This window comes from Streptomyces sp. OR43, from assembly GCF_008042275.1.
Lineage (GTDB): Bacteria > Actinomycetota > Actinomycetes > Streptomycetales > Streptomycetaceae > Streptomyces.
This window is the reverse complement of record NZ_RDBK01000043.1, coordinates 3,995,036-4,008,480: the sequence shown is the minus strand read 5'-3', so window position 1 is coordinate 4,008,480 and position 13,445 is coordinate 3,995,036. Positions and strand designations below refer to the sequence as shown.

Here is a 13,445-nt window from a genome sequence, read left to right as displayed (position 1 = left end):
GCCCGGCAGAATGCCGGGGCATGACCTGGACCTTCACGGACGACGTCGATGTCTTTCTCACCACGGCCGGCCCCTCGCTGAGCGCCCGGCCCGCCGAGAGCACGGTCCTGCTGACCGTCACCGCGGCCCTGCGCCGCCACGGGCCCCGCGCCTACGGCGACCACGCTCCGGTACTGGGCTGGTGGCGCGGCGCCGACGGCGAGGTGGCGGGCACCCTGCTCCATACGCCGCCCTACCCCGCGACGCTGAACGCGGTCGCGCCCGAGGCGATCGCCCCGCTGATGGCCGCCCGCCGGCTGACCCGGGTGAACGCGGACCGGGCCACCGCCCGGGCGGTGGCGGCGCATTGGCCGGGCCACCGCGTCGACGAGGAGCAGCGGCTGTACCGGCTGGGCGAGCTGACGGTGCCGTCGCCCGCTCCTGGTGGCCGGGCGAGGACAGCGACTGCGGCGGACCGGGAGCTGCTGCTGCGCTGGTACGCCGCGTTCTCCGCCGAGACCGGCGGTCCGGGCGGATCCGGCGCCCGCCATGGGCGGGCGGTCGACGAGCGGACGGCGGAGGGCCGGCTGACGCTCTGGGAGCACGACGGTGTCCCCGTGTCGATGGCGGGCATCTCGCCGCGGATCGCCGGCACCGCACGCGTCGCGCCCGTCTACACACCAACTGAGCACCGCGGCCGGGGCTACGCGGCGGCCGTGACCGCCGAGGTGAGCGGCGCGGCGCGGGCGGCGGGCGCGGACGAGGTGCTGCTCTTCACCGACCTGGCGAACCCGACGAGCAACGGCGTGTACACCCGCATCGGCTACCGGGCCGTCTCGGACCGGCTGGTGATCAGCGCGGAGGAGAGCGATGGATGAGGTACCCGAACCCCGGTGGCTGGTCGCGGCGAACGTCGTACGGTGGCGGCGGTACGGGGATCTGGGGCAGGAGTTCCGGCCCGGCACGAAGGCGTTCCGGGGCGGGGCGAAGGTCTACGTCGTCGATACCTATCCCGGGATGGGAAACGAGCAGCTGACCGCGGTGGGGCACGGCCGGCACACCGGGCGGTGGATCACGATCGACACCGGGACCCGGCATCTGCACACCTTCCGGGCCCGGTTGGTCTACAGCCCGGCCGTACTGAAGCGGTGCGGTACCCGGGCGCGGACCCGGGAGGAGGCCGAGGAGCTGGCCGCACTGCTGGAGCGGATCGCGCGCCATGGGCGCCACGCCCATCACGCCGCCCCGCACCCCGATCCCTGCCTCTGCCACGAGTGCCTGCCGCTCAGTCCAGGGTGAGCCGCGGTTTCGGTGCGTCCGTGCGGCCGGTCGGCGGGGGGCGGCTGCCCGCGCGGTACGGAAGCGGCCAGGGGGCGCCCGGTCCGGTGTAGCCCTGGTCGGCTGCCGCGTGGAGGGTCCAGTGCGGGTCGTACAGATGCGGGCGGGCCAGCGCGCAGAGGTCGGCGCGACCCGCGAGGAGCAGGGAGTTGACGTCGTCCCAGGAGGAGAGGGCGCCGACCGCGATGACGGGCACGCACAGTGTGTTGCGGATCCGGTCCGCGTACGGGGTCTGGTACGAGCGCCCGTACTCGGGCCGTTCGCAGGGAACGACCTGACCGGTGGAGACGTCGATGGCGTCGGCGCCGTGCGCGACGAAGGCGCGGGCGATCTCGACGGCGTCCTCGCCCGTCGTCCCGCCCTCGGCCCAGTCGGTCGCGGAGATCCGGACGGTCATGGGCCGGTCCTCGGGCCATCGTTCACGGACCGCGTCGAAGACTTCCAGCGGGAAGCGGAGCCGGTTGGCGAGGGTTCCGCCGTACGCGTCGGTGCGGTGGTTGGTGAGCGGGGAGAGGAAGCCGGAGAGCAGATAGCCGTGGGCGCAGTGCAGTTCGAGGAGGTCGAACCCGCAGGCGTCGGCGCGCTCGGCGGCGGCCGCGAACTGCTCCCGGACGGCGTCCAGGCCGGCGCGGTCCAAAGCGTGCGGTGTCTGGTTGACGCCCGGCGCGTACGGCAGCGCGGAGGCGGCGGTCAGGGGCCAGTTGCCGTCGTCGAGCGGCTGGTCGATGCCCTCCCACATGAGCTTGGTGGAGCCCTTGCGGCCGGAGTGGCCGAGCTGGATCCCGATCGCGGTGCCGGGAGATCCGGTGTGCACGAAGCCGGTGATCCTGGTCCAGGCGGCGGCCTGCTCGTCGGTGTAGAGGCCGGTGCAGCCCGGGGTGATGCGGCCCTCGGGGCTCACGCACACCATCTCCGTCATGACCAGGCCGGCGCCTCCCAGCGCCCGCGCGCCGAGGTGGACGAGGTGGAAGTCGGCGGGGGCGCCGTCGGTGGCCGAGTACATGTCCATGGGCGAGACGACGACGCGGTTGCGCAGCTCCAGGGCCCGCAGCCGCAGCGGGGTGAACATCGGCGGTGTGCCGGGGGCGCAGCCGAACTCGTCCTCGACGGCCGCGGTGAACGAGGCGTCGCGCAGCCGCAGGTTGTCGTGGGTGACGCGGCGGCTGCGGGTGAGGAGGTTGAAGGCGAACTGGCGGGGCGGCTGGTCGACGTACGTACCCAGCTCCTCGAACCAGCGCAGGCTGGCCGCGGCGGCGCGCTGGGTCGACTCGACGACGGGCCGGCGCTCGCTCTCGTACGCGGCGAGGGCGGCGGGCAGGTCCGGCTGTTCCTCGACGCAGGCGGCGAGGGCGAGGGCGTCCTCGACGGCGAGTTTGGTGCCGGAGCCGATGGAGAAGTGCGCGGTGTGGGCGGCGTCGCCGAGGAGGACCGTGTTCCCGTGGGACCAGTGCTCGTTGACGACGGTGCGGAAGGTGAGCCAGGACGAGTGGTGGGAGCGCAGGGGCCGGTGGCCGAGGGCGTCGGCGAAGATCTTGGCGCAGTGCCGGGTCGACTCGGCGGGGTCGCAGGTGTCGAATCCGGCCGCGCGCCAGACCTCTTCGCGCATCTCGACGATGACGGTCGAGGCGTCGGGAGAGAAGGGGTAGGCGTGCAGCTGCATCACGCCGTACGCGGTCTCGGCGGTCTCGAAGCGGAAGGCGTCCAGGGCGAAGTCGGCGGCGAGCCAGATGTAGCGGCAGCGGTGGGCGGTGATGTGCGGCCCGAAGCGGTCCGGGTGGGCGTCGCGGGTGCGGCTGTGGACGCCGTCGGCCGCGATCACCAGGTCGTGGGAGGCGGCCAGTTCGGCGGCGGGCGGTGCCTCCTCCCGGAAGCGGAGGCGGACGCCGAGAGCGGCGCAGCGCTCGTGCAGGATCTCCAGGAGCCGGCGGCGGCCGAGCGCCGCGAAGCCGTGCCCGCCGGAGGTCTGGGTGTGGCCGCGGTGGACGATGTCGATGTCGTCCCAGCGGACGAACTCGCGCTGGAGTGCGGCGTGGACGGCCGGGTCGGCGTGCTCGATGCCGCCGAGGGTCTCGTCGGAGAGGACCACGCCGAAGCCGAAGGTGTCGTCGGGGGCGTTGCGCTCCCATAGGGTGATCTCGCGCTCCGGGCCGAGCCGTTTGAGCAGGGCGGCGGCGTAGAGCCCGCCGGGTCCGCCGCCGATGACGGCGATCCGGCGGAGTGCTTTCGCTTCGCGTCCGGCAGGTGGCGGGCCTGGGAGCCGGGCTTCGGGGGGTGTCACCCGGATCACCGGCCCTGCCATTTCGGCGGCCGTTTCTCGGTGAAGGCGGCGTGGAACTCGGCGTAGTCCTCGCCGTGCATCAGCAGGGCCTGGGTGGAGGCGTCCATCTCCACGGAGGCGGCCAGCGGCATGTCGAGTTCGGCGGTGAGCAGTGCCTTGGTTTGGGCGAGGGCGAGCGCGGGCCCGTCGGCGAGGCGCCGGGCGAGCGCCGCGGCCCGTTCGTCGGCCCCGCCCTCCTCGGCCAGTTCGCTGATCAGCCCGATCCGTTCGGCCTCGGGGGCGCGGACGGGGTCGCCCAGCATCAGCAGCCGGGTGGCGTGGCCGAGGCCGACGACCCTGGGCAGCAGATAGGCGGCGCCCATGTCGCCGCCGGAGAGCCCCACGCGGGTGAAGAGGAAGGCGAACTTCGCGGAGGGGTCGGCGACCCGGAAGTCGGCGGCGAGCGCGAGCACGGCGCCCGCCCCGGCGGCGACTCCGTGCACGGCCGCGACGACGGGGAAAGGGCACTCGCGCAGGGCCCGTACCACCAGCCCGGTCATCCGGTTGAAGTCCAGCAGCTGGGCGGTGTCCATCGCGAGGGTGGCGCCGATGATCTCGTCCACATCGCCGCCCGAGCAGAAGCCGCGCCCCTCCCCGGCCAGCACGAGGGCGCGCACGGAACGCTCCCTCGACAGCTCGGCCAGGAGATCGCGCAGATCGGCGTAGGCGCCAAAGGTCAGCGCGTTGAGTTTCTCGGGCCGGGCGAGGGTGACCGTGACGACGCCGTCCTGCGTCGTGACCCGCAGGTGGTGCCAGTTCTCCGTACGGGACGCGGAGCTGGGAAACGGACTCATCGAGGGTGTCCCCTTCGGCCGTCGGGCTGCTGCCTGGCCCCGAATTTATCACCCGTACGTGACTTCCGTCACGAGTACGCGATAGACGGAGAGGGGAAAGCAGTGACGAAGGTCCCGTTCGCACCGGTCGGCAGGCCCTTGCCCGGGTCGTGGGGATTCGTATGGTTGAAACCAAGAAGTTTTGAGCTCCGGAAATTCTTGAGCCCAGGACTGTTCACGCTCTCCCGAACGGAAGCCCCGCCGTGCCGTCCGATGCCCCCGCACCCGCCGTCTGGCGGATCACGCTGCCGCACTCCGCGGCTGCCGTGCCGATCGCCCGGGCGCTGATCCGTTCGGTGCTGGCATCCATCGACGCGGACTCCGGCGCACTCGCCGACAGCGACACCGCCGAACTGCTGACCGCGGAACTGGTCGCCAACGCCGTGGAGCACACCCCGGGCGACGAGCCCGTCGAGCTGGTGGTGGAGCTCCTGCCGTCGGGCTGCCAGGTGGAGGTGCACGACGGCGACCCGGCCCCGCCGGGCGACCTCTCCCGTCCGGGACCGGACGACATACCCGACCCGTGGCAGGAGCACGGGCGGGGGCTGCTGCTGATCCGTACCCTCAGCTCGTCCTGCGGCCACCGCACGACGGAGCGCGGCAAAGCGGTGTGGTTCACCCTGCCGTCGCCCGCCCGGCCCGCCTCCTGACCGGGCGGCCTCGTGGCCGGGCGGCCCGTCAGGCTCCGGTCCGGTGCGCCAGCCGTGAGCGGCCGCGGCCGTAGCCGGCGTACACCGCCGCGCCGACGGCCAGGAACACGGCGAACTGCACCCAGGTCGACCATCCGGTCCCGTACATCAGATACACGCAGAAGGCGACGCCGAGCAGCGGGCTGAGCGGGTAGAGCGGCACCCGGAACGAGCCCTTCACCTCCGGATTGCGGCGGCGCAGCACGATCACGGCGAGATTCACGGCCACCATCGTGGCCAGCGTCCCGATGGTGGTCAGGTTCACCACCACGTCGAGCGAGGAGAAGGCCGCCGGGACGGCGAAGACGACGGCGACGATCCAGGTGTTGGCGACCGGAGTCGCGGTCCGCGGCGAGACGCGCTCGAAGACCCGCGGGACCAGGCCGTCGCGCGACATCGACATGAGGATGCGGGTCTGTCCGTACATGACCGCGAGAACGACCGAGGCGATGGCGACGATCGCGCCGAACGCGATGATTCCGCCGCCGACCGTCGAGTCGGTCACCTGGTCGACGACGATGGAGAGCGCGGCCGGCTTGTCGGAGACGGCTTCCGGTCCGAGGGCGCCGATCGCGGCGAGGGCCACCGCGCAGTAGAGCAGCGTGACCAGACCGATGCAGATCATGATCGCGATCGGGATGTTGCGCCGCGGATTCCTGACCTCCTCACCTGCGGTGGTGATGGCGTCGAAGCCGATGTACGAGAAGAACGCCAGCGACGCGCCCGCGGTGACGCCGCCTGGGCCGTGGGCCAGGAACGGCGTGAGGTTGTCGTGCTCGAAGGCGGTGAAGGCGATCACACAGAACATGATCAGGATGGTGATCTTGAGGACGGCCATCGCGGCCGTGGCCCCGGCGCTCTCCCGGATGCCGCGTACCAGCAGCGTCGCGGCCATCATCACCACGAGCACGGCGGGCAGGTTGATCACACCGCCGTCGCCGGGACCGGCGGAGAGCGCGGCCGGCAGCTGCCACCCGAAGAGGCTGTCGAGCAGTTCGTTGACGTACTGGCTCCAGCCCACCGCCACGGCCGACACCGATACGCCGTACTCCAGGAGGAGGCACCAGCCCACGAGAAAGGCGGCGCGCTCGCCGAGGGTGGCGTAGGCGAAGGAGTACGAGCTGCCGGAGACCGGGATCGCGCTGCCCAGCTCGGCGAACGAGAACGCGGTGAAGATGCAGGTCACGGCCGCGAGGACGAAGGACAGCACGACGGCGGGACCGGCTTCGGCGACGCTGTCGGACAGGCCGACGAAGATGCCGGTGCCGACGACGGCTCCGACCCCGAAGCACACCAGCTGGAAGAGTCCCATGGTGCGCCGGAGCCCGTGGCCCTCCAGGTCGGCGCCGGACTCGGCGATCAGCTGGTGGGGGTCCTTGACGCGGTGCGGCGGGCCGGGAAGGCGCAGGGGGCTCACGGCGGTGGTCTCATCTCTGGCGGTACAGGCCGTACAGGTGGGGGGAACAGTGCGGCGCCGGCAGTGGGGGCCGGTCGCCGGACACGAAAATGGGGTTCGAGCGTGCGAGCTCGAACCCCACCAACGGGGACCATAGTAGGCACCCCTACGCATGTTCACCCAATTGGGTGCATGGTCATGCGGTACGACCGTGTCAGCGCGTGGCCAACGTCGCCACCAGCACGGCCTTGATCGTGTGCATCCGGTTCTCCGCCTCGTCGAAGACGACGGAGTGCGCGGACTCGAAGACCTCGTCACTGACCTCCAGCTCGGTGAGGCCGTGCCGGGCGTGGATCTCCCGGCCCACCTTGGTGCCGAGGTCGTGGTAGGCGGGGAGGCAGTGCATGAACTTCACGCCGTCGTTCCCGCTGGCCCGCAGGACGTCCATGGTGACGGCGTACGGCGCGAGGGCGGCGATGCGCTCGTCCCAGACCTCCTTGGGCTCGCCCATCGAGACCCAGACGTCGGTGACGACGAAGTCGGCGCCCAGCACGCCCTCGGCGATGTCCTCGGTGAGCGTGACCGTGGCCCCGCTCACCGCCGCGAGCTCGCGGGCCCGCGCGACGACGGCGTCGGCGGGCCAGTAGGCCTTCGGTGCGACGATCCGGACGTCCATTCCCAGCAGGGCCCCGGTGACGAGGTAGGAGTTGCCCATGTTGAACCGGGCGTCGCCGAGGTAGGCGAAGGCGATCCGCTCCAGCGGCTTCTCGCTGTGCTCGGTCATCGTGAGGACGTCGGCGAGCATCTGGGTGGGGTGCCAGTCGTCGGTGAGCCCGTTGAAGACGGGCACGCCGCCGTGGGCCGCCAGTTCCTCGACGGCCTCCTGACTGTCGCCGCGGTACTCGATCCCGTCGAACATCCGGCCGAGGACCCGGGCGGTGTCCTTCACGGACTCCTTGTGCCCCATCTGGGAGCCCGAGGGGTCCAGGTAGGTGGTGGAGGCACCCTGGTCGGCGGCGGCCACCTCGAACGCGCAGCGGGTACGGGTCGAGGTCTTCTCGAAGATCAGCGCGATGTTCCTGCCGCGCAGCCGCTGGACCTCGTTCCCCGCCTTCTTCGCGGCCTTGAGCTCCGCGGCCAGGGCGATCAGGCCGCGGAACTCCTCGGCCGTGAAATCCAGCTCCTTGAGGAAGTGGCGGCCTGCGAGGTCTATGGCCATGGTGACTGCTCCTGGGTCGGACGGAGGGGCGCATACCGTAACTCTGGAAGTCTATACGATGCAACGCATCGCTATACAGAGCCCCCGTCCTCTCCCCCGCTAGCCCGCCCGCTCCGCGCCCCGCGCCTACACCGGGTCCCGGACCACCGGGCAGCTCATGCAGCGCGGGCCGCCACGGCCTCTGCCGAGTTCGCTGCCGCGGATCTCGATGACTTCGATGCCTTCCTTGCGCAGATGGGTGTTGGTGGTGGCGTTGCGCTCGTAGGCGACGACGACGCCCGGCTCGACGGCCAGGACGTTGCAGCCGTCGTCCCACTGCTCGCGCGCGGCCGCGTGCACGTCCTGGGTGGCGGTCAGGACCCGGATCGACTCCAGGCCGAGCGCCTCGGCGATGGCGCGGTGCATGTGCTCGGGCGGATGGTCGGTGACCTTGAGATCACGCGGCCCGTCCCCGGGTTCGATGGTGTACGAGCGGAGCATGCCCAGACCCGCGTACTTGGTGAAGGTGTCCCCGTCGACCATCGTCATCACCGTGTCGAGGTGCATGAACGCCCGGCTCTTGGGCATGTCGAGGGCCACGATCGTCCGGGCGGATCCGGCGTCGAAGAGGCCGCGGGCCAGCATCTCCACGGCCTGCGGGGTGGTGCGTTCGCTCATTCCGATGAGCACGGCCCCCCGGCCGATGACCAGGACGTCGCCGCCCTCGATGGTGGAGGGGTAGTCGTCCTGCCCTTCCGACCAGTGGTGGAAGGCGCCGGCGTCCGGACCCGTGAAGAGCGGGTGGTGACGGTAGATCGCCTCGAAGTGGACGGTCTCGCGCTGCCGGGCCGGCCACCGCATGGCGTTGATGGAGACCCCGTCGTAGATCCAGGCCGAGGTGTCCCGGGTGAAGAGGTGGTTGGGCAGCGGGCCGAGCAGGAAGCCGTCCAGGTCCATGACGTGGAAACGCACGGAGGTCGGCTCGCGGAAACGCTCCAGGAACTCCCGTTTGGTCATCCCGCCGACCAGTGCCTCGCAGAGGTCGGCGGTGGACAGCTCCTCGAAGGCGGCCCTCAGGTGTTCGGTGGCCAGCGGTCCGTACTCCTTCTCCTCGAAGACCCGGTCCAGCACGAGCCGCCGGGCCACGGGGATCTCCAGCGACTCACGGAGCAGGTCGCCGAAGAGATGCACCTCCACGCCGCGGTCGCGCAGTACGTCCGCGAAGCCGTCGTGCTCCTCGCGGGCCCGGCGCACCCAGAGCACGTCGTCGAAGAGCAGCGCGCCCCGGTTCTCCGGCGTGAGCCGTTTCAGTTCCAGATCGGGGCGGTGCAGGATGACGCGGCGCAGCCGCCCGGCCTCGGAGTCGACATGGAATCCCATGCCCTCATCCTCACCGCGCGGGACACCGTTCACCCGGCGAATCGCCAGCCGGTTCTGCCGCCGGGCCGGACCGCGAACGGTTCCGGCCCGGCGGCACCCGTCACAACCGCGGGTCCACCGGCTCCGACTCCAGCGCCAGGACCGCGAACACCGCCTCGTGGACCCGCCACAGCGGCTCCCCCTCGGCCAGCCGGTCCAGGGCTTCCAGGCCCAGGGCGTACTCGCGCAGGGCGAGCGACCGCTTGTGACCGAGGAAGCGGCCGCGCAGCCGGTCCAGGTTCTCCGGGCGGGTGTACTCGGGGCCGTAGATGATCCGCAGGTACTCCCGGCCGCGCACCTTGATGCCGGGCTGGACGAGACGGTCCTTGCCGTCCCTGACGAGCGCGCCGAGCGGCTTGACGACCATGCCCTCGCCGCCGCGGCCGGTCATCTCCAGCCACCAGTCGACACCCGAGCGGACCGAGGCCTCGTCGGCGGTGTCGACGACGAGCCGTCGGGTGACCTGGAGAAGACCGGTGGGGTCGTGCTCCACCAGCCGGTCCAGCCAGGCCAGTTGCTCGTCGTGGGGTACGGAGGCGAGCGAGCGGCCCTGCACGGCGAGGACCTGGAAGGGCGCGAGCCGTACGCCGTCGAGTCCTTCCGTGCTCCAGCAGTAGCGGCGGTAGGCCTCGGTGAACGCGGCCGCGTCCTCGGCCCGGCCCCGCTGCCGCTCCGCGAGCGCGCCGACGTCGACACCGCGTGCCGCCGCCGCCGCGAGCGCCCCGGTGGCCGTGGGAAAGACGGCGCCCGACGCCGCGCCGACCGCCGCGTACTGCGAGCGGAGCAGCCCGGACGCCTTCAGGGACCAGGGCATCAGCTCGGCGTCGAGCAGCACCCAGTCGGTGTCCCACTCCTCCCACAGCCCGGCGGCGGTGACGGCCTGGCGCAGCCGGTCCAGCACGGCCTCGGTGAGCGCGGGGTCGTCCAGGAACGGCCGTCCGGTGCGGGTGTGCAGCGCGCCGGTCGGGCCGCCCTTGCCGGGGTCGCCGGTCGCGGAGTCCCCGGTTGCGTGGCCGCCGGTCCCGAAGGCGCCGGTTCCGAACCGCTCCCGTGCCGCTGCCGCGTCACGGCAGACCAGGGCCACGGCCCGGGAGCCCATGTGCTTCTCCTCGCACACGACCTTGGCCACACCGTCCGCCCGGTACTGCGCGAAGGCCTCGGCCGGGTGCTCCAGATAGCCCTCCTGCTGCGAGGTGGCGGTCGGTGCCATGGTCGGCGGAAGGTAGGCGAGCAGCCGGGGGTCGACGGCGAACCGGCTCATGACCTCCAGCGCCGCCGCCGCGTTCTCCTCGCGCACGGCGACCCGGCCCATGTGGCGGGTCTCCACGATCCGGCGGCCCTGCACATCGGCGAGGTCCAGCGGCCGTCCCTCCCTGCCGCCCGGCGCCTCCGTGGTGAGCGGCTTCACCGGCTCGTACCAGACCTGCTCGGCCGGTACGTCGACGAGCTCGCGCTCCGGCCAGCGCAGCGCGGTCATCTTCCCGCCGAACACGGCGCCCGTGTCCAGGCAGATGGTGTTGTTGATCCAGGAGGTGGTCGGCACGGGCGTGTGGCCGTAGACCACGGTGGCCCGGCCCCGGTAGTCCTCCGCCCACGGGTAGCGCACCGGCAGGCCGAACTCGTCGGTCTCGCCGGTGGTGTCGCCGTAGAGGGCGTGCGAGCGGACCCGCCCGGAGGTGCGTCCGTGGTACTTCTCGGGCAGGCCGGCGTGGCAGACGACCAGCTTGCCGTCGTCCAGCACGTAGTGGCTGACCAGGCCGTCGATGAACTCCCTGACCCGGCCCCGGAATTCCGGGTCCGTGGCATCCTCCCGCTCCAGCTGCTCGATGGTCTCGGCGAGTCCGTGGGTCTGCTGGACCTTGCGGCCCTTGAGGTAACGGCCGAGCTTGTTCTCGTGGTTGCCGGGAACGCAGAGCGCGTTGCCGTCCGCGACCATGGACATGACGCGGCGCAGCACACCGGGGCTGTCGGGTCCGCGGTCGACGAGGTCGCCGACGAACACCGCCGTGCGCCCTTCGGGGTGCGTGCCGTCCACGTAACCGAGCTTGCCGAGCAGCGTCTCCAGTTCGGAGCTGCATCCGTGGATGTCACCGATGATGTCGAAGGGGCCGGTGAGGTGGCGGAGGTCGTTGTAGCGGCGCTCCAGAACCACTTCCGCGTGCTCGGCCTCCTCCTCGGTGCGCAGGATGTGGACCTTGCGGAAGCCCTCACGCTCCAGACCGCGCAGCGAACGGCGCAGCTCCCGGCGGTGGCGCTGGACGACGTGGCGGGGCATGTCGGCACGGTCGGGCCGGCCCGCGTTGCGCGCGAGGCAGACCTCTTCAGGCAGGTCGAGGACGATCGCGATCGGCAGCACATCGTGTTCCCGGGCCAGCTGCACCAGCTGACGGCGGCTCTCCGACTGGACGTTGGTGGCGTCGACGACGGTCAGCCGTCCGGCGGCCAGCCGCTTTCCCGCGATGTAGTGCAGGACGTCGAAGGCGTCCCGGCTGGCGCTCTGGTCGTTCTCGTCATCGGCGACGAGGCCACGACAGAAGTCCGAGGAGATGATCTCCGTCGGCTTGAAGTGCCCGCGGGCGAAGGTGGACTTGCCCGATCCGCTCGCCCCGATGAGGACGACGAGGGAGAGGTCGGTCACCGGCAGGACGCGCCCGGCGCGGTCGCGGTCGCTGCTGCGGGTGCTGTCGCTGCTGCGGGTACTGTCGCTGCTGCGGTCGCTGGGGCTGGTGTTACTCATGCGGCTTTCGCCTCCTTCTCGGTCGCGTCGGTCGTGGCGGTAGTGGCGGTCGGTTCGGCCGGGTCGGTCGTGTCGGCCGCGGTCATCGTGAACACGGCCATCTGGGTGGGCGGGCCCACTTCGGGGTCGTCGGGGCCCACGGGGACGAACTCCACCCCGTACCCGTGCCTGCGGGCCACTTCGCCCGCCCAGTCCCGGAATTCGGCCCTGGTCCACTCGAAGCGATGGTCGCCGTGCCGGACGTGTCCGGCAGGCAGGGACTCCCAGCGGACGTTGTACTCGACGTTCGGCGTGGTCACGAGCACGGTACGGGGGCGGGCCACGCCGAACACCGCGTACTCCAGGGCCGGCAGCCGCGGCAGCTCGAGGTGCTCGACGACCTCACTCAGCACCGCCGCGTCGTACCCCTTGAGCTGCTTGTCCGTGTACGTGAGCGAGCCCTGCCGAAGCGTCACCCGGGCGGCCTGGCGCTCTCCCATCCGGTCCAGCTTCAGCCGGCGCGAGGCGATCGTCAGGGCACGCATCGAGACGTCCACGCCGACGATCTCGGTAAAGCGCACATCCTTCAGCAGTGCCTGAACCAACTGGCCCTGGCCGCAGCCCAGGTCGAGCACGCGGCTCGCCCCCACAGCGGTCAGCGCGGCCAGGATCGCGGCCCTGCGCTGCTCGGCGAGCGGCACCGGCCGCTCCTCCGTGTCGGCCGTCTCGTCGACCGCGTTGTCGATGCTCTCGACTTCGAGGTCATCGGACTCGGCGAGCCGCAGCAGCTCCAGCCGCTGCATCGCCTGCCGGGTCAGCCCCCAGCGCCGCGACAGATACCGGCTGGTGATCAGCTTCTGCTCGGGGTGGTCGGCCAGCCAGCCCTCGCCGGCCCGCAGCAGCTTGTCCACCTCGTCCGGCGCCACCCAGTAGTGCTTGGCGTCGTCGAGCACCGGCAGCAGGACGTACAGCTGGCGCAGGGCGTCCGCGAGCCTCAGCTCGCCCTCCAGCACGAGCCGTACGTACCGCGAGTCCCCCCACTCGGGGAACTGCTCGTCCAACGGCACGGCCACCGCCTCCACGCGGGACCAGCCGAGCGGACCGAAGAGCGCCCGCACCAGCTCGGCACCACCACGGGCCGGCAGGGCGGGAACCTCGATCCGCAACGGCATCGGCTCCGCCGCCCGCTCGGGCATCGCCTTGCAGGTGCCGCTCAGCGCGGACTTGAAGACGGTGCTCATCGCGACGGAAAGCAGCGAGGACGCGGCGTAGGGGCGGTCGTTGACGTACTGCGCGAGCGCCGCGTCGGGGGCGCCGCCGCGGCCCTTGCCCTTGCCCCGCCGCACCAGCGCCACCGGATCCACCTCCAGCAGCAGAGCGGCTGTGCACTGCTCCGGGGATGCCTCGGGATAGAAGACATGCGCGATGCCGTGCGAGGTGGAGAACGTCTGCGCCTTCTCGGGATGCTTGTGCAGCAGGAAGCCGAGATCGGTGGCGGGACGCTCCGGGGTGCCGGTGGTACTGATCGTCAGGAACACGCGTCCGAGTATGGTCCGGTTC

The 13,445-nt window shown here is 71.7% G+C and carries 10 protein-coding genes; 3 read left to right on the top strand and 7 right to left on the bottom strand.

Features of this window, described 5'->3' with window-relative positions; translation table 11 throughout:
* Window positions 1–20 precede the first annotated feature (20 nt).
* Together EAO72_RS37170 and EAO72_RS37165 are read left to right on the top strand one after the other, a co-directional pair.
* On the top strand, window positions 21–857 hold the full coding sequence (locus EAO72_RS37170; RefSeq protein WP_148021407.1) for a GNAT family N-acetyltransferase: 837 nt from the start codon (window positions 21–23) through the stop codon (window positions 855–857).
* Window positions 850–1,278 (top strand): hypothetical protein, encoded by a 429-nt coding sequence (locus EAO72_RS37165; RefSeq protein ID WP_148021406.1) that lies wholly within the window; start codon window positions 850–852, stop codon window positions 1,276–1,278. The genes EAO72_RS37170 and EAO72_RS37165 overlap by 8 nt, the downstream gene beginning before the upstream one ends.
* Here the strand turns inward: EAO72_RS37165 and EAO72_RS37160 are convergent.
* Together EAO72_RS37160 and EAO72_RS37155 are read right to left on the bottom strand one after the other, a co-directional pair.
* On the bottom strand, window positions 1,265–3,616 hold the full coding sequence (locus EAO72_RS37160; protein WP_410090532.1) for a bifunctional salicylyl-CoA 5-hydroxylase/oxidoreductase: 2,352 nt from the start codon (window positions 3,614–3,616) through the stop codon (window positions 1,265–1,267). The two genes, EAO72_RS37165 and EAO72_RS37160, sit on opposite strands and share 14 nt — an antisense overlap.
* On the bottom strand, window positions 3,601–4,428 hold the full coding sequence (locus EAO72_RS37155; RefSeq protein ID WP_148021405.1) for an enoyl-CoA hydratase family protein: 828 nt from the start codon (window positions 4,426–4,428) through the stop codon (window positions 3,601–3,603). The genes EAO72_RS37160 and EAO72_RS37155 overlap by 16 nt, the downstream gene beginning before the upstream one ends.
* Window positions 4,429–4,670: 242 nt before the next feature.
* Between EAO72_RS37155 and EAO72_RS37150 the strand changes: the two genes are divergently transcribed.
* Window positions 4,671–5,117: an ATP-binding protein gene (locus EAO72_RS37150; protein ID WP_148021404.1), complete on the top strand. Its 447-nt coding sequence runs from the start codon at window positions 4,671–4,673 to the stop codon at window positions 5,115–5,117.
* Window positions 5,118–5,145: 28 nt separating this feature from the next.
* Here the strand turns inward: EAO72_RS37150 and EAO72_RS37145 are convergent, their stop codons facing one another.
* The 5 genes from EAO72_RS37145 to EAO72_RS37125 form a co-directional block, all read right to left on the bottom strand.
* Complete coding sequence (locus tag EAO72_RS37145; RefSeq protein WP_148021403.1) at window positions 5,146–6,573, bottom strand: amino acid permease; 1,428 nt, start codon at window positions 6,571–6,573, stop codon at window positions 5,146–5,148.
* A 193-nt stretch (window positions 6,574–6,766) separates the two neighbouring features.
* Entirely contained in the window at window positions 6,767–7,771 is a 1,005-nt protein-coding gene (gene argF / locus EAO72_RS37140; protein WP_148021402.1) for an ornithine carbamoyltransferase, read from the bottom strand.
* A gap of 126 nt (window positions 7,772–7,897) precedes the next feature.
* Window positions 7,898–9,130 carry an arginine deiminase gene (locus EAO72_RS37135; RefSeq protein ID WP_148021401.1) on the bottom strand — a complete coding sequence of 411 codons (1,233 nt, stop codon included), beginning with the start codon at window positions 9,128–9,130 and terminating at the stop codon, window positions 7,898–7,900.
* Window positions 9,131–9,230: 100 nt separating this feature from the next.
* The gene (locus EAO72_RS37130; RefSeq protein WP_261991746.1) at window positions 9,231–11,906 is read right to left on the bottom strand and encodes a polynucleotide kinase-phosphatase; all 2,676 of its coding nucleotides are present in this window, start codon (window positions 11,904–11,906) and stop codon (window positions 9,231–9,233) included.
* Window positions 11,903–13,423, bottom strand: coding sequence for a 3' terminal RNA ribose 2'-O-methyltransferase Hen1 (locus tag EAO72_RS37125; RefSeq protein ID WP_148021400.1), 1,521 nt, complete (start codon window positions 13,421–13,423; stop codon window positions 11,903–11,905). The genes EAO72_RS37130 and EAO72_RS37125 overlap by 4 nt, the downstream gene beginning before the upstream one ends.
* Window positions 13,424–13,445: the final 22 nt, after the last annotated feature.

Bases quoted from the DNA above. Each gene is read 5' to 3' on its own strand.
- EAO72_RS37170 (WP_148021407.1), top strand. From the start codon at position 21: ATGACCTGGACCTTCACGGACGACGTCGATGTCTTTCTCACCACGGCC.
- EAO72_RS37165 (WP_148021406.1), top strand. From the start codon at position 850: ATGGATGAGGTACCCGAACCCCGGTGGCTGGTCGCGGCGAACGTCGTA.
- EAO72_RS37160 (WP_410090532.1), bottom strand. From the start codon at position 3,616: ATGGCAGGGCCGGTGATCCGGGTGACACCCCCCGAAGCCCGGCTCCCA.
- EAO72_RS37155 (WP_148021405.1), bottom strand. From the start codon at position 4,428: ATGAGTCCGTTTCCCAGCTCCGCGTCCCGTACGGAGAACTGGCACCAC.
- argF (WP_148021402.1), bottom strand. From the start codon at position 7,771: ATGGCCATAGACCTCGCAGGCCGCCACTTCCTCAAGGAGCTGGATTTC.
- EAO72_RS37135 (WP_148021401.1), bottom strand. From the start codon at position 9,130: ATGGGATTCCATGTCGACTCCGAGGCCGGGCGGCTGCGCCGCGTCATC.
- EAO72_RS37130 (WP_261991746.1), bottom strand. From the start codon at position 11,906: ATGAGTAACACCAGCCCCAGCGACCGCAGCAGCGACAGTACCCGCAGC.